Below are 23,972 nucleotides of genomic sequence, written 5' to 3' on the forward strand. Positions count from 1 at the left end.
CTCAGGAATGCGGGGCGAGCGTCGACAGGAGCGTAGCGGCCTGCTGACGTGTCGCGGGATCGTTCGATTCGATCACTTCCTGCAACAGCGTGCGTGCGCCCGAAAGATCGCCCAGTTCGATGTATTCGGCGGCGAGTTCGAGCTTGTTGCGCGCGATCGTCGCCAGCTGCGCGGGCGTCAGCGCGGGCATCGGCTCGGTCGCGCTCGACGCGCGCCCGAGATCGAAATCGAGGCTCAGCGGCCCGAATCGCGTCGCGCCGAGACCGGCGACCGAGGCCGCGCCAGCCGTTCCCGCCTCGATTTGCGAGGCCACGGACTGAGCTTGCGATTGCGTAGGCCGCGCCGAATCCGGCTGCGCCATCGGCTGCGGAATGAACGGCACCGGCTCGATCGGCTGCGGACCCGTCGGCGGCGGCTGCAAGGCTGCGGGACGCGACTCGCGCGGCACATCGGACGCCACCGACGATGCCGCCGCTACCGGCTCCGCCGCGCCGGGCGGCTTGATCAACAGTTCCATGCGCGGCGGCAGTTCCATTTCGAGCGAGCCCAGCGCCTGAATCGCGTCCTGAGGGAATTTCGGCATCGGAAAACGATGCGCAAGCACCGGCTCCTCGTCCGGCGCGATACCCGATTTTTCGGCTTCGCGCGCCGCCTGTTCCTCGATGTCGCGCTGCTCCGCGGCGCGTTGCTCGGCGGCCTGCTCTTCGGCGGCGCGCGCCTGCAGTTCGCGCAGTTCGGCCTCGCGCGCGATGATTTCGCGAGCCGCGGCCTCGCGCGCCTGATCTTCGCGCTCGGTCACCTGACGCAACTCGGCTTCGCGCTTCCCGGCTTCACGATCCGCCGACTCGCGCGCGAGCGCTTCCCGCGCGGCGGCTTCGCGTTCGCGAATCTCACGCTCTTCGGCTTCGCGTATGGCCGCCTGGCGCGCCGCGGCTTCGCGCTCCTCGTTTTCCCATTTCTCGGCTTCACGACGCGCCGCTTCGCGCGCCGCGATCCCGCGCGCGTGCTCGTCGTGCTGGTCCTGCGTTTCGGCGGCGCCGACCGGCGGCACGAAATCGGGATGGCGTGCCGCGGGCGCAACCGGCGCGAACGGCGCTTCCTGTGCAGCGCGGTTCGCCTGGCCGGGCGCGACAGCGGGCCCGGGCTTCGCCTCGGTCGTCGGCGGCAGTTCATCGTCGGACGGAACGGCGGGCGCACGAGTCGCATCGGCGTTGTCGATACTCGCGGCGGCAGCGGCCAGCCCGGACCGGCCGGGCTCGGATGACTTCTTCTCAGGGGCGACGGCCGACGCCGCAGCCGACGCCTCGCGCGCCTTGCGTATCGTTTCATTGCGCGCGTCGGCGTCGGCCTGGGCTTCCTCGAGACTTGCGAACGTCCTAGACGTGCGATCGACGCCTTCGTTGCTTGCTGCGGCACGTCGCTTCTTGCCGCTGCGCATTCTGAGCAGCAGGAAGCCGACCGCAGCGATCACGGCGGCGATGACGAATGGCGAAAGGCCGATAGTCGCCGCTGCCACGCCGTGGCTGCTCCTTCCGCTGCCGCTGGCAGGCGCGGGGGCCGCCAGGGCGGGCTCGCTAGCGGGCGCGACGGTCGCCGATGCGGGCGCGGGCGTCGTATGCTCTTGCGTCGACGTGGCGCTCGCCTGCGGTTCGACCGCCGACGCAGGCGCGGTAGCAGACGCCATCGCGCTCGCGCTCTCCGATGCCTGCGCCGGCGCCGACGTCTCGGCAGGCGGATTCGGTTGCGCCTCGGGTGCCGAAGCAGCACTGGAAGCCGCTGAACCGATCAGATCGGCAGGCACGTTCAACACCGCGCCGAGCTTCAGCTTGTTGATATCGTGATTTCCGAACGCGTTCGGATTGGCGTCGAACAGCGCACGCGCGGCCTTCGCGCGAACGTCGCGATCTTTCGATCCGGTGAGTTCGCTCACGACATCGTTCAGCGACTGCCCCGGCTTGACCGCGTATGTCTGCCCCGTCGGGGCGGGGGCGACGCCGCTCGCCTGAGCGAGCGCATCGCCGGGATTCGCCCAGAACATCGCGCAAACCGCGAGACTTGCCGCGGCGCACGCCGCACGCGATGACGAAAGGAGAGACCGGCGTGGTCGTTGGATCATTGAGGCTCCGGGTCCGGCAAAAATTGAAACATACGGCGCAAAACCGTTCAATAAGCCCGGTTTTGCAATAAAACTGCACAAAAACAAAAAGCGCCGCGAGAACCGCGACGCTTTTGGCTTTGGCACGCGCTTCCAGGCGCGTAGTTTACTTTACTTGTCGAGCAGAATGCGCAGCATGCGGCGCAGCGGTTCGGCCGCGCCCCACAACAGTTGATCGCCGACAGTAAATGCCGACAGATACTCGCCGCCCATCGCCAGCTTGCGCAGACGGCCAACCGGCACCGTCAGCGTGCCCGTGACGACCGCGGGCGAAAGATCGCGGATCGATGCTTCGCGCTCGTTCGGCACGACCTTCACCCAGTCGTTCGCCGACGCGAGGATGCCGTGCACTTCGTCGAGCGGCACGTCCTTCGTGAGCTTGATGGTCAGCGCCTGCGAGTGGCAGCGCATCGCGCCGATGCGCACACAAAGGCCATCGACGGGAATCGAGCCCGGCGTGCCCATCGCCGGCTTGCCGAGAATCTTGTTGGTTTCGGCGCCGCCCTTCCACTCTTCCTTCGACATGCCGTTGCCGAGATCCTTGTCGATCCACGGAATCAGCGAGCCCGCGAGCGGCACGCCGAAGTTGTCGACGGGCATGCGCTCGCCATTCATCGCGGCGAGCACGCGGCGGTCGATGTCGAGGATCGCGGAGGACGGATCGGCCAGATCTTCCTTAGCGGAACCGTACAGCACGCCCATCTGCTGGAGCAGTTCGCGCATGTTCTGCGCGCCCGCGCCCGAGGCGGCCTGATAGGTCATCGCGGTCGTCCATTCGACGAGGTTCTCGCGGAACAGGCCGCCGAGCGCCATCAGCATCAGGCTGACCGTGCAATTGCCGCCGATGAAGTCACGGCCGCCCTTCACGAGCGAATCCTTGATGACGCTCAGGTTGACCGGGTCGAGGATGATGACCGCGTCGTCCTTCATGCGCAGTGCCGAGGCCGCGTCGATCCAGTAGCCTTTCCAGCCCGCCGCGCGCAGCTTCGGATACACCTCGTTGGTGTAGTCGCCGCCCTGGCACGTGATGATGGCGTCGCACTTTTTCAGGTCGTCGATGCTTGTCGCATCCTTGAGCTTCGTCTCGTTTTTGGCGAACAACGGCGCGTTGCCGCCCGCATTGCTGGTGCTGAAAAACACCGGTTCGATCAAGTCGAAATCGCCTTCCTGCTGCATGCGCTGCATCAGGACGCTGCCGACCATACCGCGCCAACCAACGAGACCTACGTTCATGACTAACCCTTACTTGTGGAAGCTTCCCCGCATCTTTACCCGGCGTGGCCGCGCGGGGAAGACGCTCGGACACGAGGGACGATCAGCGAATCGTGATCGCTTTGATGGAGATTTTCGTAATGCGCGCGAGTTTGGAAAACCCGGCCGTGGCTTTAATAGCCACGATGCGCGTGTCGATGGCGAGTTCCGTCGCGACGGCAAATGAGCCGCGTCCGATGGAATCCAGAGAGAATTGAGAGTTCTTCGCCATGACCAAAGAATATACACGATAACCCGATGTTTTCGTCACGCGCTTGCGCCGCGCGTATGAAAATCGTGCGGATCGTGCGTGAACATCGGGAAAAAGAGACGATCGGCCGCGCTTTGGCTTGCAACCGCCGATCGTCTTTCCGGCGTTTACAGCGCCTTCAGCACCGCATCGCCCATTTCCTTCGTGCCGACGATCTTTCCGTCCGCGGTCGCGATGTCGCCGGTGCGGTAGCCCTGCTCCAGCACCTTCTTCACCGCGCTTTCGATGCGGTCCGCCTGCTCGGTCTTGCCGAGCGAGTAGCGCAGCATCATCGCGGCGGAGAGGATGGTCGCGAGCGGATTGGCCACGCCCTTGCCCGCGATATCCGGCGCGGAGCCGTGCGACGGCTCGTACAAGCCCTTGTTGTTCTTGTCGAGCGACGCCGACGGCAACATGCCGATGGAGCCGGTGAGCATCGCCGCTTCGTCGGAGAGGATGTCGCCGAACATGTTGCCGGTCACGACGACGTCGAACGCCTTCGGCGCTTTCACCAGTTGCATCGCGGCGTTGTCGACGTACATGTGCGATAGCTCGACGTCCGGATATTCCTTCGCGACGTCGATCATCGTGTCGCGCCACAACTGCGACGTTTCCAGCACGTTCGCCTTGTCGACGCTCGTCAGCTTCTTCTCGCGCTTCTGCGCCGCCTGAAACGCGACGTGCGCGATGCGGCGCACTTCGGGCTCGGAATAGCGCATCGTGTCGAAGCCTTCCTTCGCGCCGGCAAACGGGCCGTCCGGCGCTTCGCGCAGGCCGCGCGGCGCGCCGAAATAGATGTCGCCGTTCAACTCGCGCACGATCAGGATGTCGAGGCCCGACACGATTTCCGGCTTCAGCGACGACGCGCCCGTCAGTTGCGGATAGCAGATCGCCGGACGGAAGTTCGCGAAGAGTTGCAGGTGCTTGCGCAGGCCGAGAATCGCCTGCTCGGGACGCAGCGCGCGCTCGAGCTTGTCGTATTTCCAGTCGCCGACCGCGCCGAACAGGATCGCGTCGGCTTCCTTCGCGAGCGCCAGCGTGGAATCGGGCAGCGGATGGCCCTTCGCCTCATAGCCCGCGCCACCGACCGGCGCTTCTTCAAGCTCGAACTTCTCGCCGAGCGCATTCAGCACCTTGACCGCTTCGGCGGTGATTTCCGGACCGATCCCGTCGCCGGGCAATACTGCAATCTTCATCGTCTCTTCCTTCCTTGATCGTGTTTCGATTTATCCGACGAGCCGGTTATTCAGCCACGGCTGCTTCGCGAGGCGCTCGGCTTCGTATTGCTTGATCTTGTCCGCATGACGCAGCGTGAGGCCGATATCGTCGAAGCCGTTCAGCAGGCAGTACTTGCGGAAGCCCGGCACCTCGAACGCGTACTCGGTGCCGTCGCCGGTGCGCACGACTTGCGCTTCGAGATCGATCGTCAACTGGAACCCGACGAACGCGTAGGTTTCGTTGAACAGCTTGTCGACCTGCTGCTCCGTCAACACGACCGGCAGCAGACCGTTCTTGAAGCAGTTGTTATAGAAAATGTCCGCGAAGCTCGGCGCGATGATCGCGCGAAAGCCGTACTGATCCAGCGCCCACGGCGCGTGCTCGCGCGAACTGCCGCAGCCGAAGTTCTTGCGCGTAAGCAGAATCGACGCGCCCTGATAACGCGGCTGATTCAGCACGAAGTCCGGATTCAACGGGCGCTTGCTGCTGTCCTCGCCGGGCTGGCCGACATCGAGATAACGCCATTCGTCGAACGCGTTCGGGCCGAAACCGGTGCGCTTGATCGACTTCAGAAACTGCTTCGGGATGATCGCGTCCGTATCGACGTTCTCGCGATCGAGCGGCGCGACGAGGCCGCTATGCACAACGAATTTTTCCATGATCTTTCTCTGTATCCCGGTTGATCACGCGAGCTTGCGCACGTCGACGAAATGGCCTTCGATCGCGGCGGCGGCGGCCATCGCGGGGCTCACGAGGTGCGTGCGACCGCCCGCGCCCTGACGGCCTTCGAAGTTGCGGTTCGACGTCGATGCGCAGCGTTCGCCCGCTTCCAGCCGGTCGGCGTTCATCGCGAGACACATCGAGCAACCCGGCTCGCGCCATTCGAAGCCGGCGTTCGTGAAGATCTTGTCGAGACCTTCGCGCTCGGCCTGCGCCTTCACGAGACCCGAGCCCGGCACGACCATCGCGAGACGGATGTTCGACGCGACGCGCTTGCCCAGCGACTTCACGACATACGCGGCCGCGCGCAAATCTTCGATACGCGCATTCGTGCACGAGCCGATGAAGATCTTGTCCGGCTTGATCGATTCGATCGGCGTGTTCGGCTGCAGCGCCATATAGGTCAGCGCGCGCTCCATCGCGTCGCGCTTGACCGGGTCCTTTTCCTTCTCGGGATCGGGCACGCGGCCATCGATCGACGTGACCATTTCGGGCGACGTGCCCCACGTCACTTGCGGCACGATTTCGGCTGCATTCAATTCCACGATGCGATCGAACTGCGCGCCTTCATCGGACTTGAACTGGCGCCAGTATTCGACGGCCTGATTCCACTCCACGCCCTGCGGCGAGTACGGACGATCCTTCAGGTAATTGATGGTCGTGTCGTCGACCGCGACCATGCCCGCCCGCGCGCCCGCTTCGATCGCCATGTTGCAGACGGTCATGCGCCCTTCCATCGACAACGCGCGGATGGTCGAGCCGCCGAACTCGATCGCGTAACCCGTGCCGCCCGCCGTGCCGATCTTGCCGATGATCGCAAGCACGATGTCCTTCGCGGTGCAGCCGCGCGGCAGCGAACCTTCGACCTTGACGAGCATGTTCTTGCTCTTCTTCTGCAGGAGCGTTTGCGTGGCGAGCACGTGCTCCACTTCCGACGTGCCGATGCCGTGCGCGAGCGCGCCGAACGCGCCGTGCGTGGACGTATGCGAGTCGCCGCAGACGATGGTCATGCCCGGCAGCGTCGCGCCCTGCTCCGGCCCGATGATGTGCACGATGCCCTGGCGCAGATCGTTCATCTTGAACTGCGTGATGCCGAAGCTATCGCAGTTTTGGTCGAGCGTATCGACTTGCAGCTTCGAAACCGGATCGGCGATGCCGTGCGAGCGGTCCGTGGTCGGCACGTTGTGGTCGGATACGGCCAGATTCGCGCTGATGCGCCACACCGGGCGCTCGGCCAGCTTCAGGCCTTCGAACGCCTGCGGGCTCGTCACTTCATGCAGCAGGTGACGGTCGATATAGAGGATCGAGGTGCCGTCCTCTTCGGTGTGGATCACATGCGTGTTCCACAGTTTGTCGTAGAGAGTCTGTGCCATGGTGAGCGCTTTCGTATGTGACTGCGGGGATTTTGGGTGTGCAGCTTGTGCGATCGATTATGCCACCTTCGTATGCGGCGTGGGTACTAGGCTGAGAGAAAAAACCTCGTAAAAACAGATAGTTATGGTAGTGGTGTCAGTACCCGGATCAGGAGTACCCGTCTCGACGGACTGCCCGCTACATCAATGCTGAAGCATCGCACTAACGCCGAGTTCTTCGGCGACTCTTTGCAATCGCTTGTCCCGGGTCCAGATCTTTACGCCAGGCTGCAAATGCGCTGACGCCAGAAGAGATGTGTCGACATACCCGATCCCGCGATTGAAGAGTCGTTGTCTTTCGATCAGGAAGAATACTTCTTCGGGCGTCGCTACCGGCGCGACAGGAAGATCGCTCAAAGCGCCCAGCACGACGTCACGGTCGCGCAGACTTCCAAGCGAAATTTCGCCGATGACGAATGGATGAGCAAGCACGCGCTCCTCGCCGAGCAGATTCACCAGTAACGGTTCGGACGCGTTGATATGGTCGATCCAGACCGAAGTGTCGACAAGGATCATTCGCGCTCCTGCCGATGACGCGGCGCGCCTTCTATGCCTGGTTGACTGCCGCCGAGATTCGCAAGTCGCCGAGCGGCTTCACGTTGGACGAGCGCTTTCAGTGCTTCGCGCACCAGCGCCGATTTTTCTGTGACGCCGGTATAGGCCTGAGCTTTTGCCAGCAGATCGTCATCGAGGGCGATGGTCGTACGCATATCCGTATCTCCGTTTCATTAGGCATTTATATTAGCATCAAATGATGGCGATTTTTATGCTATCAAGCCGCCGCCCCAGACGCAAAAAGCCCCGGCAGTCACCCCGCCGGAGCCTTCACCTGCCTGCAATCTATGCCATTCGGCCGACTATTCAGGAGTGGATTCGTGACTTACGCTCAGTATGCGCCGGAGTGCCTGACTGCCCTTGCATTGACGCGACCGCGCCAAAAGTTATAACATTGTTAATACGCAAAACGACTATGCCTGATCTCTTGAAAACGACCATCCGAAAGATGGGCAACTCGCAAGGCGTGCTGATTCCCAAGCCCTTCCTTACGCAGCTTGGCCTGGAAAACGAGGTCGAGATGAACATCGAAGACGACGCGATCGTGCTGCGCCGGCCGCGCGACAGCGCACGGAAAGGCTGGGCCGAAGCCAGCAAGCTGATCGCAAAGAGCGGGGAAGATTCGCTCGTACTGGGCGAGTTCGGCAACGACGGCGATGCGGAACTCGAATGGTAGCGCGCGGCGATATCTGGCTCGTCGCGCTCGATCCGACGCTCGGCAGCGAAATACAGAAGACGCGTCCGTGCGTCGTGGTTTCGCCTCCGGAGATGCACGACCATTTGCGGACGGTCATCGTGGCACCGATGACTTCGAAAGGCACGTCGGCGCCCTTTCGCATTCCGGTGTCGTTCAAACGGAAACAGGGACTCGTGCTACTCGATCAGCTTCGCACCGTCGATAAAACGCGTCTGGTCAGGAAAGAAGGCGCCGTGGCGGACAGCACGTTATCGAACGCGCTTCTTACGTTGCGAGAAGTATTCGCGGATTAGACTCGACCACCCAAAACGCAAAAGGCCCCGGCAGTCACCCGCCGGGGCCTTCACCTATCTGCAACCGTAAAACGGCTTAACGCTTCGCCAGCGGCTTCGCTTCACGCGGCGTCTGACCGATGAACAGCTGACGCGGACGGCCAATCTTCTGCTCCGGATCCGCAATCATCTCGTTCCACTGCGCGATCCAGCCGACCGTACGTGCCATCGCGAAGATACACGTGAACATCGACGTCGGGATGCCCAGCGCGCGCTGCACGATACCCGAGTAGAAATCGACGTTCGGGTACAGCTTGCGCGACACGAAGTATTCGTCTTCCAGCGCGATCTTTTCGAGTTCCATCGCGAGCTTGAAGAGCGGGTCGTCGTGCAGGCCGAGTTCGTTCAGCACTTCGTGGCACGTCTCGCGCATCAGCTTGGCGCGCGGGTCGTAGTTCTTGTACACGCGGTGACCGAAGCCCATCAGCTTCACGCCCGAGTTCTTGTCCTTCACCTGCTTGATGAACTCGGGGATGTGGTCGACCGAGCCGATCTCTTCCAGCATGTTCAAGGCGGCTTCGTTCGCGCCGCCGTGCGCCGGGCCCCACAGGCACGCGATACCGGCCGCGATACACGCGAACGGGTTCGCGCCCGACGAACCCGCGAGACGCACCGTCGAGGTCGACGCATTCTGCTCGTGATCCGCGTGCAGAATCAGGATGCGGTCGAGCGCGCGCACGAGCACGTCGTTGACCTTGTACTCTTCGCACGGGTTCGAGAACATCATGTGCATGAAGTTCGCGCTGTACGACAGTTCGTTCTTCGGATACACGAACGGCTGACCGATGCTGAACTTGTACGCCATCGCGACGAGCGTCGGCAGCTTCGCGATCATGCGAATGGCCGACACTTCACGGTGGCGCGGATCGTTGATGTTCAGCGAGTCGTGATAGAACGCCGACAGCGCGCCCACGGCAGCCGTCAACACCGCCATCGGGTGCGCGTCGCGACGGAAACCGCGGAAGAAGAAGTGCATCTGCTCGTGGACCATCGTGTGACGCGTGACCGTGTCCACGAATTCCTTGTTCTGCGCTTCGTTCGGCAGTTCGCCCTTCAGGAGCAGGTAGCAGGTCTCGAGGAAGTCGGCATTCACGGCCAGCTGCTCGATCGGGAAGCCGCGGTACAGCAGCTCGCCCTTGTCGCCGTCGATGTACGTGATCGCGGAATTGCACGCCGCCGTCGACATGAAGCCCGGGTCATACGTGAACTTGCCGGTCTGACCGTACAACTTGCGGATGTCGATCACGTCCGGGCCCATCGTGCCCTTGTAGATCGGCATTTCGACGCTCGGCGAGTTGTCGCTGAACGATAGCGTGGCTTTAACATCTGACGGGGTCATAGCACATCCTCAATCGAAGTATGGATACAGGTTTTCGATAATTTGCACGACGGAAGCTGCGCGGCAAAACTGTTCGATCGGCCTGTGTGCACTGCAACAGGCCTATTTTGCAAAAATCCGTGAATTCCTGCTGAAATCACACGGTGCGCAGCAGTTCCAGCAAGCGGATTACGTCGGGCGTCGCGAGGTCACCCTCAGGCTCCGTGCGCGCCAGCAGCAAGTCCATCAGTTCGTTGTCGCTCAGCTCCAGCAGGCGGGTCAAAGCGGCCACGTCGGCGTCACTGAGGTCATGCTCATATCGGCTGAAGAAGCGATCGAAGATCAGATCGTTTTCCAGCAGGCCGCGCCGCGCGCGCCAGCGAAGGCGCGCCCGGCGAAGGGGATCGGACTGATGCGAGTTGTCTTGATTGTCGACCATCACATAGTCCATCTCAGACAGCGCGGCGCACCATCAATTCCTTGATCTTGCCGATCGCCTTGGTCGGATTGAGCCCCTTGGGGCACACGTCGACGCAATTCATGATCGTATGGCAACGGAACAGACGGTACGGATCTTCCAGGTTGTCGAGGCGTTCGCCCGTCGCCTGATCGCGGCTATCCGCGATGAAGCGATAGGCTTGCAGCAAGCCCGCCGGGCCCACGAACTTGTCCGGGTTCCACCAGAAGCTCGGGCACGACGTCGAGCAACTCGCGCACAGGATGCACTCATAGAGTCCATCCAGTTCGTCGCGCTCCACCGGCGATTGCAGGCGTTCTTTCTCGGGCGGCGGCGTATCGTTGATCAGGTATGGCTTGATCGAATGATACTGGTTGAAGAACTGCGTGAAGTCGCAGATCAGATCGCGCACCACCGGCAGCCCCGGCAGCGGGCGCAGCACGATCTTCTGCGGCAGTTCATTCAGATTCGTCAGACACGCCAGCCCGTTCTTGCCGTTGATGTTCATCGCGTCCGAGCCGCACACGCCCTCGCGGCACGAGCGACGGAACGACAGCGTCTCATCCACTTCCTTCAGCTTCACCAGCGCGTCGAGCAGCATGCGTTCATGCGTCAGATCGAGCTCGTACGACTGCATGCGCGGCGCCGCGTCCTTGTCCGGATCGTAGCGATAGACTTCAAAAATACGTTTTGCCATTTCGATTTCCTTGCGCTTTCCTTAGAAGGTACGCGCCTTCGGCGGCACCGATTCGACCGTCAGCGGCTTCATCTGCACCGGCTTGTAATCCAGCCGATCGCCCTCGCTGAACCACAGCGTGTGACGCATCCAGTTCTCGTCGTCGCGATGTTCGTAGTCGCTGTGCGCGTGCGCGCCACGGCTCTCTTTTCGCGCTTCGGCCGATACCATCGTCGCGCGCGCCACTTCGATCAGGTTCGCCAGTTCCAGCGCCTCGACCTTCGCCGTGTTGAACACCTTCGACTTGTCCTTCAGATGCACGTGCTTCACGCGCTCAGCCAGTTCCGCAATCTTGCCGACGCCCTCTTCGAGCAGCTTCGACGTGCGGAACACGCCCGCATGCGCCTGCATCGACGCGCGGATATCGTTGGCGATGTTCTGCGTGTATTCGCCCGAGGTCGATTTCTCCAGCACCGCGAGGCGTTCCATCGCGAAGTCGGCGGCATCGGCCGGCAAGGGCTTGTGCTCTTTCAGTTCCTTCGCGTGCTTGATGATGTGGTTGCCCGCGGCGCGACCGAACACGACGAGATCGAGCAGCGAATTCGTGCCCAGACGGTTCGCGCCGTGCACCGAAACGCACGAGCATTCGCCCACGGCATAGAAGCCGTTGACCGGATCGTCGTAGCCCTTGGCTGTTCCAACGACCTGACCGTGCATGTTGGTCGGAATACCGCCCATCTGATAATGGATGGTCGGCACCACCGGAATCGGCTCCTTGATGCAGTCGACGTTGGCGAACTTCAGCGCGATCTCGCGAATCGACGGCAGACGCTTCATGATCGTCTCGGCGCCGATGTGCGACAGATCCAACAGCACGTGATCCTTGTTCGGACCGACGCCGCGGCCTTCCTTGATCTCCTGGTCCATCGAGCGCGAGACGAAGTCGCGCGGCGCCAGATCCTTCAGCGTCGGCGCGTAGCGCTCCATGAAACGATCGCCGTTGGAGTTGCGCAGAATGCCGCCTTCGCCGCGCACACCTTCGGTGATCAGCACGCCCGCGCCCGCCACACCGGTCGGGTGGAACTGCCAGAACTCCATGTCCTGCAGCGCGATGCCCGAGCGCGCGGCCATGCCGAGGCCGTCGCCCGTATTGATGAACGCATTCGTCGATGCCGCGAAGATGCGCCCCGCGCCGCCCGTGGCGAACAGCGTCGTCTTGCCTTCGAGGATGTAGACGTCGCCCGTTTCCATTTCGAGCGCGGTCACACCGAGCACGTCGCCGTCGGCGTCGCGGATCAGGTCCAGCGCCATCCATTCGACGAAGAAGTGCGTTTTAGCCGCGACGTTCTGTTGATACAGCGTGTGCAGCAAGGCGTGGCCGGTGCGGTCGGCGGCAGCGCATGCGCGTTGCACCGGCTTCTCGCCGTAGTTCGCGGTGTGGCCGCCGAACGGACGCTGATAGATCGTGCCATCGGCGTTGCGGTCGAACGGCATGCCCATGTGTTCGAGCTCGTACACCGCGTTGGGCGCTTCGCGGCACATGAACTCGATCGCGTCCTGGTCGCCGAGCCAGTCGGAGCCCTTGATGGTGTCGTAGAAGTGATAGTGCCAGTTGTCTTCGCTCATGTTGCCAAGCGAGGCGCCGATGCCGCCTTGCGCCGCGACGGTATGCGAGCGCGTCGGAAACACTTTGGACAGCACCGCCACCGACAAACCCGCGCGCGCGAGTTGCAGCGATGCGCGCATGCCCGAGCCGCCCGCGCCGACGATGACCACGTCAAAGCGACGACGCGGCAGGGAAGTCTTGATTGCAGCCATGTTCTTTAAACTCTCCAGAGAATCTGTGCGGCGTAGCCGGCGCATCCGATCAGCCACAGGATGGTCAACACCTGCAAGAGCAGGCGCAAGCTCATCGGCTTGACGTAGTCCATCCAGATGTCGCGAATGCCGACCCACGCGTGGTAGAAGAGGCAAAGCAAGGCCACGAAAGTCGCGAGCTTCATCCACTGGGTCGCGAAGATGCCCGCCCACCCTTCATAGGAGAAGTTGTGCGCGCCGAAGAACCAGAACAGCAGAATGACGGTATAGACGGCCATCACCACCGCGGTGATGCGTTGCGCGAGCCAGTCGCGCAGACCGTAGTGCGCGCCCACGACCAGGCGCTTGGGGCCGACTCGATTTTGCGTTGCCATGTTTAGAACACTCCGAAGATCTTGAGGGCCATCGCGAGCGTGAGCAACAGCGAAACGATCAGCACGATGAGGGCGGTCTGCCTGCCGCCTTCCTTGTTCACCGCGACGTGGGTGTCGAGCAGCAAAAAGCGAATGCCCGCGCAGAAGTGATGCAGATACGCCCACGACAGCACGAGCGTGACGATCTTGACGATGGGGTTGGCGAGAAAGCCCTTGAACGCGTCGAACGAAATCTCAGACGTGAGGCTCTGATCGAGCAGGTACAGGATGAACGGCAGACACACGAAGAGCAGCAGCCCGCTCACACGATGCAGGATGGAGACCTTCCCTGCCAGCGGCAAGCGATACTTCGCGAGCTGGCCGATTCCGATGTTCCGGTATTCCGGCCTTGGTTTTTTTACGGCTTCAGCCATGCTAGACCCCAACTTGTTAAAACAACACTAATCCGCGATTTTAGCGCCTTTTTATTTCGCGCTGCAGCGAATAGCCGTCCAAAAGACTGTTGCTGCATGCGCGAAAATGGCCGTACCAACGTGCGTATTCAGCGAGCACTCAGCCAGTGCTCGCGACCCCGCTTCATTCGATCAACTCAAGTCGTTCTGATAGTAATAACCGGTCGTGACATACCATCCGCGTCGCACTTCGACAGGCCGATCGCCATAGGTATAGGACACGCGCTCCACCGATAAAAGCGGAAATCCCTGTGCCACATCGAGAAATTGCGCGACGGTCTCGTCGGCGGCGACGGCGCGGATCTTTTCCGTCGCGCGGATCATGCGCGTGCCGAACTCCGTCTCGAACATCGCGTAGAGCGGGCCTTTGTACTCGGCGAGTCGCTCGGCCGTGAGTCCGCGAAACACCGCGCCCGGCAGCCAGATTTCATCGAATACGGTGGTTACGCCATCAAACTGCAACAAGCGCTTGATAAGAACGACAGGGTCGGCGGGCTTCAGGTCCAGTTGACGCGCAATCTCGGCGGGCGCGCGCAGCCGTCTGCATTCGAGCAGGCGGCTCACGTGGGGATGAACGTCGCCGTCGTCGGGCAGAAGGCGCAGGAAACGGAACTGCACGCGGTCCTCGTTGTGCGTCGCAACGAACGTGCCTTTGCCCTGACGACGAACGAGGAGGTTGTCGGCGGCGAGCTCGTCGATCGCTTTGCGGACCGTGCCCTGACTCACCTTGTAACGCGCGGCCAGCTCGACCTCGCTCGGGATGATCTCGCCAGGCTTCCATTCGCCGGACTCGAGACCCTGCGTGATGAGCGCCTTGATTTGCTGATACAGCGGGCTGAACGTCGGCGACGGCGTGCTCGCGGCCTCAGCCGCCGGTGCAGTGCCGTTGGTGGTCGTCGTGCTCGCCGGGTTGGAATTCATGCCGCGCATTTCAACACAAGGGCCGCCGTGCGTCCAGACTTTTCCCGTAGATTCCTATGTCTTATATAAGACATAAGATAGTGTTGACTTTACCTCGGACCGATCCTACACTCTTTGTCGAGCAAGGGTTTGCGGGTCGTTGCGAGAGCGCAGGAACCGTCGGCCAGCGTGTTTTGCATGGCGGTTCTAGCCGCCAGGGCACTCTGGGTCACGGCAGCCACGCATTGCGCAGCATACCGCCAGGCACGCCCTTTCGCTTTCGCCTCACGCCGATCGGCCAATCGATTCGCGCGCCGCTGCCTGCCCCACGCCTCGCAACGTCAAGCGCCGTCTCGTATGGGCGCGTTGCCGTCAGACCAAGCGAAATCATCGCGTCCTTCCAGATCATCCCGCACGCCTTTCGCTCGAAGAGAAGGATTCATGGCATGACAGTCACGCCGCTCGAACATTCATGCGACGCGAATCCATCAACGAACGCGCAACGCCACGTGGCGCCGCGTTCGGCGATTCGCACGCGGCATGGCCGGCATGTCTTCATCAACGCTTTGCGTAACGCGCATAAAATGGCGTTTTTCCCTAGCGTTCCACGCACTGTCCAGGAGAGTTCTCAATGGCTAAGTCCGCAAAGCGCGTTGCCGTAACCGGCGCCGCAGGTCAAATCGGCTACTCGCTGCTGTTCCGTATCGCCAACGGCGATCTGCTCGGCAAAGACCAGCCCGTGATTCTTCAGTTGCTCGATCTGCCGCAAGCGCAAGCCGCCGTGAAGGGCGTCGTGATGGAACTGGAAGACTGCGCGTTCCCGCTGCTCGCAGGCGTGGTCGTCACGGACGATCCCAAGGTCGCGTTCAAGGATGCCGACGTCGCGCTGCTCGTCGGTGCGCGTCCGCGTTCGAAGGGCATGGAGCGCAAGGACCTGCTGTCGGCGAACGCCGAAATCTTCACGGTTCAGGGCAAGGCGCTGAACGATGTCGCGAGCCGCGACGTGAAGGTGCTGGTCGTCGGCAACCCGGCGAACACGAACGCGTACATCGCGATGAAGTCGGCGCCGGATCTGCCGAAGAAGAACTTCACCGCCATGCTGCGCCTGGACCACAACCGCGCGCTGTCGCAACTGGCGGCCAAGTCGGGCAAGCCGGTCGCGTCGATCGAAAAGCTCGCCGTGTGGGGCAACCACTCGCCGACGATGTACCCGGACTTCCGCTTCGCGACCGCCGAAGGCCAGGACCTCACGAAGCTCATCAGCGACGACGAATGGAACCGCAACACGTTCATCCCGACCGTCGGCAAGCGCGGTGCGGCGATCATCGAAGCGCGCGGCCTGTCGTCGGCGGCATCGGCGGCCAACGCGGCCATCGATCACGTGCGTGACTGGGTGCTCGGCACGAACGGCAAGTGGGTGACCATGGGCATTCCGTCGGACGGCTCGTACGGCATTCCGGAAGACATCATCTACGGCGTACCCGTCACGTGCGAAAACGGCGAGTACAAGCGCGTCGAAGGTCTGGAAATCGACGCGTTCTCGCGCGAAAAGATGGACGGCACGCTTAACGAACTGCTCGAAGAGCGTGACGGCGTCGCGCATCTGCTCGGCAAGTAAGCACGTTTCACAAGGGTAAGCTCGCGAGGGCTTCCCGTCAGCGCGAACGCCTCGCCGCGTTCGCGCCTGATCCGATCGCGCTTGAAGTGTTCGAGCGCGGCCGAATCAGAAGCATGAGCAAGATCGAATTCACATCCCTCCAATCGGACCCGATGCCGACGATGCGCGATCTCACTCCCGCCGAAGTGCTGTTTGACGGCGAACCGCAGCCTGCCGTGCTTCCGCCCTGCGATCACTACGCGGGCAGCGAGAAGCTGATCAGGAAATCACTGGCGTTGCAGGCGCAACTGGGCCCGGTGTTCGACATCACGCTCGATTGCGAGGACGGCGCGCAAGTCGGTCACGAAACCGGCCATGCCGAGATGGTCGCATCGTTCGTCGGCGGCGAGGAAGACCGCTTCGGTCGCGTCGGCGTGCGCATCCACGACTTCCATCATCGAGCATGGCGCGACGACGTGCGCATCATCCTGCGCAACGCGAAGCACGCGCCCGCGTTCATCATGCTGCCGAAGATCCGCAGCGCTTCCGATGCCGCCGAGATGGTGGCCTTCATCGAAGCAACGCGCCGCGAGTTCGGCATTGCGAAGCCGATTCCCTGTCATCTGCTGATCGAAACGCACGGCGCGCTCGCGCAAGCGTTCGAACTCGCCGCGCTGCCCGGCGTCGAATCACTGAGCTTCGGCCTGATGGATTTCGTGTCCGCGCACAACGGCGCGATTCCCGATACCGCGATGCGCTCTCCCGGCCAGTTCGATCATCCGCTCGTGCGACGCGCGAAGCTGGAGATCGCCGCTGCGTGTCACGCGCACGGCAAGGTGCCGTCGCACAATGTATCGACGGAAGTGCGCGACATGAGCGTCGTCGCGAACGATGCCGCGCGCGCCCGCAACGAGTTCGGCTATACGCGCATGTGGAGCATCCATCCGGATCAGATCAGGCCGATCGTCGAGGCTTTCTCGCCGCGCGCCGATGAAATCGCGCTCGCCGCCGAGATCCTGCTCGAAGCGCAACGCGCGCAGTGGGGCCCGACGCGTCACGGCGACACGCTGCATGACCGCGCGAGCTATCGCTATTACTGGTCGGTGCTGCGTCGCGCGCACGCGACCGGCCAGACGATGCCCGACCAATGCGCGCCGCTCTTCGACACGCCGGTTTCAGAGGCATGAGCGCGGGCGCGTTCTCAAGCACGACAAGTCACGCCGCCTGGCGAGCGTACGAAAGGAGACTGGAGAGCATGACTGATACCGCATCGACCGAAGCACCCGCAGCCGGTGGTTTCAAGCCGAAGAAATCCGTCGCGCTGTCCGGCGTCACGGCGGGCAATACCGCGCTGTGCACGGTCGGCAAGACCGGCAATGACCTGCACTATCGCGGCTACGACATTCTCGATGTCGCGACCACTTCCGAATTCGAAGAAATCGCGCATCTGCTGGTGCACGGCAAGCTGCCGAACGCGGCCGAACTGAAGGCGTACAAGACGAAGCTGAAGGCGTTGCGCGGCCTGCCCGCGAACCTGAAGGCCGCGCTGGAATGGATTCCCGCGTCCGCGCATCCGATGGACGTGATGCGCACCGGCGTCTCCGTGCTCGGCACCATCCTGCCCGAGAAAGACGATCACAACGTGCCGGGCGCGAAGGATATCGCCGACAAGCTGATGGCCTCGCTCGGTTCGATGCTGCTGTACTGGTATCACTACTCGCACAACGGCCGCCGCATCGAAGTCGAAACCGACGACGATTCCATCGGCGGGCACTTCCTGCATCTGCTGCATGGCGTGGCGCCGTCGAAGTCGTGGGTCGATGCGATGCATGTATCGCTGAACCTCTACGCCGAGCACGAGTTCAACGCATCGACGTTCACCGCACGCGTGATCGCGGGCACCGGCACCGACATGTATTCGGCGATCACCGGCGCGATCGGCGCGCTGCGCGGCCCGAAGCACGGCGGCGCGAACGAAGCGGCCTTCGAGATTCAATCGCGCTACGAGACGCCCGATGCAGCCGAAGCCGACATCAAGCGCCGCGTGGAGAACAAGGAAGTCGTGATCGGCTTCGGCCATCCGGTGTACACGATCTCCGATCCGCGCAACAAGGTCATCAAGGAAGTCGCGAAGACATTGTCGAAGGAAGCAGGCGACACGAAACTGTTCGATATCGCCGAGCGCCTCGAAACGGTGATGTGGGACGCGAAGAAGATGTTCCCCAATCTCGACTGGTTCAGCGCGGTGTCGTATCACATGATGGGCGTACCCACGGCCATGTTCACGCCGCTCTTCGTGATCTCGCGCACGTCGGGCTGGGCCGCGCACATCATCGAGCAACGCATCGACAACAAGATCATCCGGCCGAGCGCAAATTACACCGGACCGGAGAATTTGAAGTTCATCCCGATAAATAAGCGAAAATAGCGGGCTGCGCGATCGGATTTCACGAGGAAGAAATCCACGCCGCGCGGCAATCGCCATTCAACCCCAATGTTTTTGAAAGGTTTTTTTCGATGAATAAACTTCTGATCGCTGCAATCGCCGGCACGCTGGCTACGACGAGCGTCTTCGTCAGCGCCGACGCCTTCGCTGCGACGGCCACCGATTCGAGCGCGGCCAAGGCCAAGCGCCCCGCTCCGGCTCGCCGCCTGATCAAGCGCAGCCCCAAGGCCGAAGCGGCCGCGGCGGCCAAGACTGATCCGATTCCCGAAGGTGCAGTGAAGTGGTCGTGCAAGGACGGTAACGCCTTCTACCTGAAAGGCGACATGAAGCGTGACGCCATCGTCACCGTGAACTGGGCCAAGAAGGATTACCGCCTGCCGCGCCAGGACACGACGACCGGTGCGGATCGTTTCCACGATTCGGCGTCGGGCATGGACCTCGTCGTGATCCCGTCGAAAGCGATGCTGTTCTCGGATAAGGACTCGTCGCGCCTCGCCGACGAGTGCATGACGCCCGACATGGCTGCGGGCGGCCCGGCTCCGACGCAGTCGAACGCGCTGATCAAGAACGCGGAGTAAGTTAGCTCAGCACTTAAATCAGGAATCCCTCGATGTCCGCACCGATTTCCAACGTCCGGCCCGATCCGGACAAGGTACTGGTAGACATAGTCGACTACGTGCTCGATTACAGCGTCGACAGCACGCTTGCACTCGAAACGGCGCGCAACTGCCTGATCGACACACTCGGCTGCGGACTCGAAGCACTCTCCTACCCCGCCTGCACCAAGCTGATGGGACCGATCGTGCCGGGCACGATCGTCCCCAACGGTGCGAAGGTGCCAGGCACCCCGTTTCAACTCGACCCGGTACAGGCCGCGTTCAACATCGGCGCGATGATCCGCTGGCTCGACTTCAACGACACATGGCTCGCCGCGGAGTGGGGCCATCCGTCCGATAACCTCGGCGGCATTCTCGCAACGGCCGACTGGCTTTCGCGTAACGCGATCGCATCGGGCAAGAAGCCGCTCGACATGAAAGACGTCCTGATCGCGATGATCAAGGCGCACGAAATTCAAGGCTGCATCGCGCTGGAGAACTCGTTCAACAAGGTCGGGCTCGATCACGTGCTGCTCGTCAAGCTCGCATCGACGGCGGTTGTCGGGCAGATGATCGGCCTCACGCGCGATGAGCTGATCAACGCGGTGTCGCTCGCCTTTGTCGATGGCCATGCGCTGCGCACGTATCGTCATGCGCCCAACACGGGCTCGCGCAAGTCGTGGGCCGCGGGCGACGCCACCTCGCGCGCCGTGCGCCTCGCGTTGATCGCGAAGACCGGCGAGATGGGCTATCCGTCCGTTCTGAGCGCTAAAACATGGGGCTTTTACGACGTGCTCTTCAAGGGCGAGGCGTTCAGGTTCCAACGTTCGTATGGTTCTTACGTGATGGAGAACGTGCTCTTCAAGATCTCGTTTCCCGCCGAGTTCCACGCGCAAACGGCCGTCGAAGCCGCGATGACCCTGCACGGCAAGCTGAAGCAAGCCGGCAGGTCCGTCGATGACATCAGGAAGATCACGATTCGCACGCACGAAGCAGCGATTCGCATCATCGACAAGAAGGGGCCGCTGAACAACCCCGCGGACCGCGATCACTGCATTCAGTACATGATCGCCGTGCCGCTGATCCACGGCCGTCTCACCGCCGCCGATTACGAAGATTCCATCGCGCAGGACCCCCGCATCGACGCACTGCGCGCGAAAATGGAATGCGTGGAAGACTCGCAATATACGAAGGATTACCACGATCCGGACAAGCGCTCGATCGCGAATGCGCTGACCGTCGAATTCAACGACGGCACGCAGTTCGATGAAATCGCGGTCGAGTATCCGATCGGTCACAAGCGCCGGCGTGCGGACGGCATTCCGTTGCTCGTCGAGAAATTCAGGACGAATCTCGCGCGCCGTTTTCCGCAAAAGCAGCAGCAGGCGATCCTCGCGGTATCGCTCGACCAGGCAAGACTCGAAGCGATGCCGGTCAATGAATATGTCGATCTGTACGTGATTTAGCCTCACAAAGAAGCAATTTCCTCGTCTTAGTCCAAGGAAAATAACCATGGCCCACAATCTCCACAACACGCTCAAGGAATTCGACAGCGGCTCCGGCAAAGGCAAGCTCTACTCGCTGCCACAACTCGGCGACGCGCTGAAGGTCAAGATCCAGCGACTGCCGGTCTCGATCCGGCTGGTGCTCGAATCGGTGCTGCGCAATTACGACGGCAAGAAGATTTCCGAAGAGCACATCGAGCAACTGGCGAACTGGAAACCCAACGCCGCTCGTGTCGATGAAATTCCGTTCGTGGTCGCGCGCGTCGTGCTGCAGGACTTCACGGGCGTGCCGCTGCTCGCCGACATCGCCGCGATGCGTGGCGTCGCCAAGCGCGCGGGCAAGGATCCGAAGGCGATCGAGCCGCTCGTGCCGGTGGATCTCGTCGTCGATCACTCGGTGCAGATCGATCACTTCCGTGAGCCGAACGCGCTCGACCTGAACATGAAGCTGGAATTCCAGCGCAATAACGAGCGCTACCAGTTCATGAAGTGGGGCATGCAGGCGTTCGACACGTTCAAGGTCGTGCCGCCGGGCATCGGCATCGTGCACCAGGTGAACCTCGAATACCTCGCGCGCGGCGTGCACAAGAAGACCGAAGGCAGCGACACCGTCTACTATCCCGACACGCTCGTCGGCACGGACAGCCACACGACGATGATCAACGGTATCGGCGTGGTGGGCTGGGGCGTGGGCGGCATCGAAGCGGAAGCGGGCATGCTCGGCCAGCCGGTGTACTTCCTGACGCCGGACGTCGTCGGCGTCGAACTGAAGGGCAAGCTGCGCGAAGGCTGCACGGCCACCGACCTCGTGCTGACCATCACCGAAATGCTGCGCAAGGAAAAGGTCGTCGGCAAGTTCGTCGAATTCTTCGGCGAAGGCACGGCCTCGATCGGCGTGCCGGATCGCGCGACCATCGGCAACATGGCGCCCGAGTACGGCGCGACGATGGGCTTCTTCCCCGTCGATGAAAAGACCATCGACTACTTCAAGGGCACGGGCCGCACCGACGCGGAAATCGCCGCGTTCGAGCAGTACTTCAAGGCGCAGAAGCTGTGGGGCGTGCCGAAGGCCGGCGACATCGACTACACCAAGACGCTTTCGCTGGATCTGGGGACGGTCGCGCCGTCGCTCGCGGGCCCGAAGCGTCCGCAGGATCGCATCGAAATCGGCAACGTGAAGAGCACCTTCGCCGACCTCTTCTCGAAGCCGGCGGGCGAAAACGGCTTCAACAAGAAGGCCGCCGATCTCGAAGCCGACTACAAGACCGCCGACGGCGTGAACCTGAAGAACGGCGATGTGCTGATCGCCGCGATCACGTCGTGCACGAACACGTCGAACCCGAGCGTGCTGCTCGCCGCCGGTCTGCTGGCGAAGAAGGCCGTTGAAGCGGGTCTGACGGTCGCGCCGCACATCAAGACGTCGCTCGCGCCGGGATCGCGCATCGTCACCGAGTATCTGACGAAGACGGGCCTCCTGCCCTATCTCGACAAGCTCGGCTTCACGCTCGCCGCTTACGGGTGCACGACCTGTATCGGCAATGCGGGCGACCTGACGCCGGAACTGAACGACGCGATCACGAAGAACGACGTCGTCGCGGCCGCGGTGCTGTCGGGCAACCGTAACTTCGAAGCGCGTATTCACCCGAACATCCGCGCAAACTTCCTGGCTTCGCCGCCGCTGGTCGTGGCTTACGCGATCGCGGGCACCATCACGCGCGATCTGATGACCGAGCCTGTCGGCAAAGGCACGGACGGCCGCGACATCTATCTCGGCGACATCTGGCCGACGAGCGACGAAGTCCACGCGCTGCTCAAGTTCGCGCTGGACGCGAAGGCGTTCCGCGAGAACTACTCGCAGCTCACGAAGGACGGCGACCTGTGGAGCAAAGTTGCGGGCGAAAGCGGTCAGGTGTATGACTGGCCGAAGTCGACGTATATCGCCGAGCCGCCGTTCTTCGGCAGCGACTTTTCGATGCAGCCGGCCGATTCGATCCCCGCGGTCAAGGGCGCGCGCGCGCTCGGCATTTTCGGCGATTCCGTGACGACCGACCACATCAGCCCGGCGGGCTCGATCAAGGAAACGTCGCCGGCGGGCGTGTGGCTGAAGGCGAACGGCGTGCAGAAGGCCGACTTCAACAGCTACGGCTCGCGTCGCGGCAATCACGACGTGATGATGCGCGGCACCTTCGCGAACGTCCGCATCAAGAACCTGATGATTCCGGCGAAGGCCGACGGCACGCGCGTTGAAGGCGGCCTGACGATTCACCAGCCGAGCGGTGAACAGTTGTCGATCTACGACGCCGCGATGAAATACATCGACGCCGGCACGCAGACCGTCATTTTCGCGGGCGAGGAATACGGCACGGGTTCGTCGCGCGACTGGGCGGCGAAGGGCACGCAACTGCTCGGCGTGAAGGCCGTGGTCGCGCGCAGCTTCGAGCGTATCCATCGCTCGAATCTCGTCGGCATGGGCGTGTTGCCGCTGCAGTTCAAGGGCGCGGACAGCGTCCAGTCGCTGAACATCACGGGCGAAGAGACCTACGACATCGAAGGTCTCGGCGACGACTTCAAGCCGCAGCAGGAAGTCACGCTGGTGATCCATCGCAAGGACGGCAAGGAAGATCGCGTGCAGGTGCTGCTGCGTATCGATACGCCGATCGAAGTCGACTACTACAAGCACGGCGGGATTCTGCCGTTCGTGCTGCGCTCGCTGCTCGCGGCGTAAGCAAGCCTGTTTTGCAGGTGACCGCGCTCGAAAGAGCGCGGGAACATTGGACCCGGCCCCGGCCGGGTTTTTTTTCGTCCTAGGCCTTGGAGGTCGCGAGTTTCGCGGGCATCGCACGGCGCGCAAACCACGCGCGCGCGATTTCGCCCAGCCGCCGCGCACCGCCGTGCGTCGAGTCGGACGCCAGCGAGAACCAGCTCGAGTCTGCCGTTCCGCTGACCCAGATCGTCGTGTAAGGCTTCAGTTCGACGGACGCGCCCGCGTCCAGCCAGTAATCATCGGCTGTGCCTTCGATGGTCAGCCAGACTTGCCCGCGCGTCACGCGCAAGGTCTGAGGCCGATCGATCACCCAGCGCGTTGGCGCGTCGCGCCGATCGAGTTCGAATGTCCGGATTTCACGCATGATGCTGCTCCTTCGGATCGTGTAACTGGAAGGCCGCATTCGAATGCGAAAGCAGCCGTTGAGCGTATTATTCGCCCGATTCCGAACAGGTTGAATGAACAGTTATGAACAGTTG

24 protein-coding genes are annotated in these 23,972 nt (G+C 62.3%); 8 read left to right on the forward strand and 16 right to left on the reverse strand.

Annotated features, from left to right (window positions below):
• Nucleotide 1 precedes the first annotated feature (1 nt).
• The 8 genes from ACEN42_RS22665 to ACEN42_RS22700 all read right to left on the reverse strand — a co-directional run bounded on the left by ACEN42_RS22665 (nt 2) and on the right by ACEN42_RS22700 (nt 7,716).
• The gene (locus ACEN42_RS22665) at nt 2-2,116 is read right to left on the reverse strand and encodes a FimV/HubP family polar landmark protein (protein ID WP_371881562.1); all 2,115 of its coding nucleotides are present in this window, start codon (nt 2,114-2,116) and stop codon (nt 2-4) included.
• Between the two features lie 150 nt (nt 2,117-2,266).
• Nucleotides 2,267-3,388 (reverse strand): aspartate-semialdehyde dehydrogenase, encoded by a 1,122-nt coding sequence (gene asd / locus ACEN42_RS22670; RefSeq protein ID WP_371881563.1) that lies wholly within the window; start codon nt 3,386-3,388, stop codon nt 2,267-2,269.
• Nucleotides 3,389-3,470: 82 nt separating this feature from the next.
• Nucleotides 3,471-3,677 (reverse strand): hypothetical protein, encoded by a 207-nt coding sequence (locus tag ACEN42_RS22675; RefSeq protein ID WP_238295676.1) that lies wholly within the window; start codon nt 3,675-3,677, stop codon nt 3,471-3,473.
• 107 nt (nt 3,678-3,784) lie between these two features.
• Nucleotides 3,785-4,852 carry a 3-isopropylmalate dehydrogenase gene (gene leuB, locus ACEN42_RS22680; protein WP_035511187.1) on the reverse strand — a complete coding sequence of 356 codons (1,068 nt, stop codon included), beginning with the start codon at nt 4,850-4,852 and terminating at the stop codon, nt 3,785-3,787.
• A 30-nt stretch (nt 4,853-4,882) separates the two neighbouring features.
• On the reverse strand, nt 4,883-5,533 hold the full coding sequence (leuD, locus tag ACEN42_RS22685) for a 3-isopropylmalate dehydratase small subunit (RefSeq protein ID WP_238214836.1): 651 nt from the start codon (nt 5,531-5,533) through the stop codon (nt 4,883-4,885).
• A 24-nt stretch (nt 5,534-5,557) separates the two neighbouring features.
• Nucleotides 5,558-6,967, reverse strand: a complete 1,410-nt coding sequence (gene leuC / locus ACEN42_RS22690; protein WP_371881564.1) for a 3-isopropylmalate dehydratase large subunit — start codon at nt 6,965-6,967, stop codon at nt 5,558-5,560.
• Between the two features lie 183 nt (nt 6,968-7,150).
• Complete coding sequence (locus tag ACEN42_RS22695) at nt 7,151-7,522, reverse strand: type II toxin-antitoxin system VapC family toxin (RefSeq protein ID WP_371881565.1); 372 nt, start codon at nt 7,520-7,522, stop codon at nt 7,151-7,153.
• Nucleotides 7,519-7,716, reverse strand: coding sequence for a type II toxin-antitoxin system VapB family antitoxin (locus ACEN42_RS22700; RefSeq protein WP_187605507.1), 198 nt, complete (start codon nt 7,714-7,716; stop codon nt 7,519-7,521). Before ACEN42_RS22700 ends, ACEN42_RS22695 begins: the two co-directional genes overlap by 4 nt.
• Before the next feature lie 272 nt (nt 7,717-7,988).
• On the opposite strand from ACEN42_RS22700, the gene ACEN42_RS22705 reads away from it, so the two are divergent.
• Both ACEN42_RS22705 and ACEN42_RS22710 read left to right on the forward strand, forming a co-directional pair.
• Entirely contained in the window at nt 7,989-8,237 is a 249-nt protein-coding gene (locus ACEN42_RS22705; RefSeq protein WP_035511221.1) for an AbrB/MazE/SpoVT family DNA-binding domain-containing protein, read from the forward strand.
• Nucleotides 8,231-8,551, forward strand: coding sequence for a type II toxin-antitoxin system PemK/MazF family toxin (locus ACEN42_RS22710; RefSeq protein ID WP_371881566.1), 321 nt, complete (start codon nt 8,231-8,233; stop codon nt 8,549-8,551). Before ACEN42_RS22705 ends, ACEN42_RS22710 begins: the two co-directional genes overlap by 7 nt.
• 76 nt (nt 8,552-8,627) lie before the next feature.
• On the opposite strand, the gene gltA is transcribed toward ACEN42_RS22710, so the two are convergent.
• The 7 genes from gltA to ACEN42_RS22745 form a co-directional block, all read right to left on the reverse strand.
• Nucleotides 8,628-9,929 (reverse strand): citrate synthase, encoded by a 1,302-nt coding sequence (gltA, locus tag ACEN42_RS22715; RefSeq protein WP_187605506.1) that lies wholly within the window; start codon nt 9,927-9,929, stop codon nt 8,628-8,630.
• A gap of 136 nt (nt 9,930-10,065) precedes the next feature.
• Entirely contained in the window at nt 10,066-10,359 is a 294-nt protein-coding gene (locus ACEN42_RS22720) for a succinate dehydrogenase assembly factor 2 (RefSeq protein ID WP_187605505.1), read from the reverse strand.
• Nucleotide 10,360: 1 nt separating this feature from the next.
• The gene (locus ACEN42_RS22725) at nt 10,361-11,062 is read right to left on the reverse strand and encodes a succinate dehydrogenase iron-sulfur subunit (protein WP_008354056.1); all 702 of its coding nucleotides are present in this window, start codon (nt 11,060-11,062) and stop codon (nt 10,361-10,363) included.
• A 21-nt stretch (nt 11,063-11,083) separates the two neighbouring features.
• On the reverse strand, nt 11,084-12,859 hold the full coding sequence (gene sdhA, locus ACEN42_RS22730; protein ID WP_187605504.1) for a succinate dehydrogenase flavoprotein subunit: 1,776 nt from the start codon (nt 12,857-12,859) through the stop codon (nt 11,084-11,086).
• A gap of 5 nt (nt 12,860-12,864) precedes the next feature.
• Nucleotides 12,865-13,233, reverse strand: coding sequence for a succinate dehydrogenase, hydrophobic membrane anchor protein (sdhD, locus tag ACEN42_RS22735; RefSeq protein WP_187605503.1), 369 nt, complete (start codon nt 13,231-13,233; stop codon nt 12,865-12,867).
• A gap of 2 nt (nt 13,234-13,235) precedes the next feature.
• Entirely contained in the window at nt 13,236-13,646 is a 411-nt protein-coding gene (gene sdhC, locus ACEN42_RS22740) for a succinate dehydrogenase, cytochrome b556 subunit (protein ID WP_187605502.1), read from the reverse strand.
• A gap of 171 nt (nt 13,647-13,817) precedes the next feature.
• Nucleotides 13,818-14,615 (reverse strand): GntR family transcriptional regulator, encoded by a 798-nt coding sequence (locus ACEN42_RS22745; RefSeq protein ID WP_238218457.1) that lies wholly within the window; start codon nt 14,613-14,615, stop codon nt 13,818-13,820.
• Nucleotides 14,616-15,216: 601 nt separating this feature from the next.
• Between ACEN42_RS22745 and ACEN42_RS22750 the strand changes: the two genes are divergently transcribed.
• The 6 genes from ACEN42_RS22750 (at nt 15,217) to acnA (ending at nt 23,454) form a co-directional block, all read left to right on the forward strand.
• On the forward strand, nt 15,217-16,203 hold the full coding sequence (locus tag ACEN42_RS22750) for a malate dehydrogenase (protein WP_035511232.1): 987 nt from the start codon (nt 15,217-15,219) through the stop codon (nt 16,201-16,203).
• 161 nt (nt 16,204-16,364) lie between these two features.
• A complete protein-coding gene (locus tag ACEN42_RS22755; protein WP_371882278.1) occupies nt 16,365-17,369 on the forward strand; it encodes a CoA ester lyase in 1,005 nt (334 codons plus the stop codon).
• Nucleotides 17,370-17,437: 68 nt separating this feature from the next.
• On the forward strand, nt 17,438-18,610 hold the full coding sequence (gene prpC / locus ACEN42_RS22760) for a 2-methylcitrate synthase (protein WP_371881567.1): 1,173 nt from the start codon (nt 17,438-17,440) through the stop codon (nt 18,608-18,610).
• A gap of 89 nt (nt 18,611-18,699) precedes the next feature.
• Entirely contained in the window at nt 18,700-19,206 is a 507-nt protein-coding gene (locus tag ACEN42_RS22765) for a hypothetical protein (protein WP_035511237.1), read from the forward strand.
• 32 nt (nt 19,207-19,238) lie between these two features.
• A complete protein-coding gene (locus tag ACEN42_RS22770; RefSeq protein ID WP_371881568.1) occupies nt 19,239-20,690 on the forward strand; it encodes a bifunctional 2-methylcitrate dehydratase/aconitate hydratase in 1,452 nt (483 codons plus the stop codon).
• A 46-nt stretch (nt 20,691-20,736) separates the two neighbouring features.
• Nucleotides 20,737-23,454, forward strand: a complete 2,718-nt coding sequence (gene acnA, locus ACEN42_RS22775; RefSeq protein ID WP_371881569.1) for an aconitate hydratase AcnA — start codon at nt 20,737-20,739, stop codon at nt 23,452-23,454.
• Between the two features lie 79 nt (nt 23,455-23,533).
• On the opposite strand, the gene ACEN42_RS22780 is transcribed toward acnA, so the two are convergent.
• The gene (locus ACEN42_RS22780; RefSeq protein ID WP_250484287.1) at nt 23,534-23,857 is read right to left on the reverse strand and encodes a DUF2917 domain-containing protein; all 324 of its coding nucleotides are present in this window, start codon (nt 23,855-23,857) and stop codon (nt 23,534-23,536) included.
• Nucleotides 23,858-23,972: the final 115 nt, after the last annotated feature.

Source organism: Caballeronia sp. S22 (assembly GCF_964261745.1).
GTDB lineage: Bacteria > Pseudomonadota > Gammaproteobacteria > Burkholderiales > Burkholderiaceae > Caballeronia > Caballeronia jiangsuensis.

Coding starts and splice junctions, on each gene's coding strand:
- ACEN42_RS22720 (WP_187605505.1), bottom strand. CDS start 10,359: ATGGACTATGTGATGGTCGACAATCAAGACAACTCGCATCAGTCCGAT.
- ACEN42_RS22770 (WP_371881568.1), top strand. CDS start 19,239: ATGTCCGCACCGATTTCCAACGTCCGGCCCGATCCGGACAAGGTACTG.
- leuC (WP_371881564.1), bottom strand. CDS start 6,967: ATGGCACAGACTCTCTACGACAAACTGTGGAACACGCATGTGATCCAC.
- ACEN42_RS22665 (WP_371881562.1), bottom strand. CDS start 2,116: ATGATCCAACGACCACGCCGGTCTCTCCTTTCGTCATCGCGTGCGGCG.
- sdhC (WP_187605502.1), bottom strand. CDS start 13,646: ATGGCTGAAGCCGTAAAAAAACCAAGGCCGGAATACCGGAACATCGGA.
- sdhD (WP_187605503.1), bottom strand. CDS start 13,233: ATGGCAACGCAAAATCGAGTCGGCCCCAAGCGCCTGGTCGTGGGCGCG.
- sdhA (WP_187605504.1), bottom strand. CDS start 12,859: ATGGCTGCAATCAAGACTTCCCTGCCGCGTCGTCGCTTTGACGTGGTC.
- ACEN42_RS22695 (WP_371881565.1), bottom strand. CDS start 7,522: ATGATCCTTGTCGACACTTCGGTCTGGATCGACCATATCAACGCGTCC.
- ACEN42_RS22750 (WP_035511232.1), top strand. CDS start 15,217: ATGGCTAAGTCCGCAAAGCGCGTTGCCGTAACCGGCGCCGCAGGTCAA.
- ACEN42_RS22725 (WP_008354056.1), bottom strand. CDS start 11,062: ATGGCAAAACGTATTTTTGAAGTCTATCGCTACGATCCGGACAAGGAC.
- ACEN42_RS22710 (WP_371881566.1), top strand. CDS start 8,231: ATGGTAGCGCGCGGCGATATCTGGCTCGTCGCGCTCGATCCGACGCTC.
- ACEN42_RS22780 (WP_250484287.1), bottom strand. CDS start 23,857: ATGCGTGAAATCCGGACATTCGAACTCGATCGGCGCGACGCGCCAACG.
- gltA (WP_187605506.1), bottom strand. CDS start 9,929: ATGACCCCGTCAGATGTTAAAGCCACGCTATCGTTCAGCGACAACTCG.
- ACEN42_RS22765 (WP_035511237.1), top strand. CDS start 18,700: ATGAATAAACTTCTGATCGCTGCAATCGCCGGCACGCTGGCTACGACG.
- prpC (WP_371881567.1), top strand. CDS start 17,438: ATGACTGATACCGCATCGACCGAAGCACCCGCAGCCGGTGGTTTCAAG.
- ACEN42_RS22700 (WP_187605507.1), bottom strand. CDS start 7,716: ATGCGTACGACCATCGCCCTCGATGACGATCTGCTGGCAAAAGCTCAG.
- ACEN42_RS22755 (WP_371882278.1), top strand. CDS start 16,365: ATGCGCGATCTCACTCCCGCCGAAGTGCTGTTTGACGGCGAACCGCAG.
- leuB (WP_035511187.1), bottom strand. CDS start 4,852: ATGAAGATTGCAGTATTGCCCGGCGACGGGATCGGTCCGGAAATCACC.
- ACEN42_RS22745 (WP_238218457.1), bottom strand. CDS start 14,615: ATGCGCGGCATGAATTCCAACCCGGCGAGCACGACGACCACCAACGGC.
- asd (WP_371881563.1), bottom strand. CDS start 3,388: ATGAACGTAGGTCTCGTTGGTTGGCGCGGTATGGTCGGCAGCGTCCTG.
- acnA (WP_371881569.1), top strand. CDS start 20,737: ATGGCCCACAATCTCCACAACACGCTCAAGGAATTCGACAGCGGCTCC.
- leuD (WP_238214836.1), bottom strand. CDS start 5,533: ATGGAAAAATTCGTTGTGCATAGCGGCCTCGTCGCGCCGCTCGATCGC.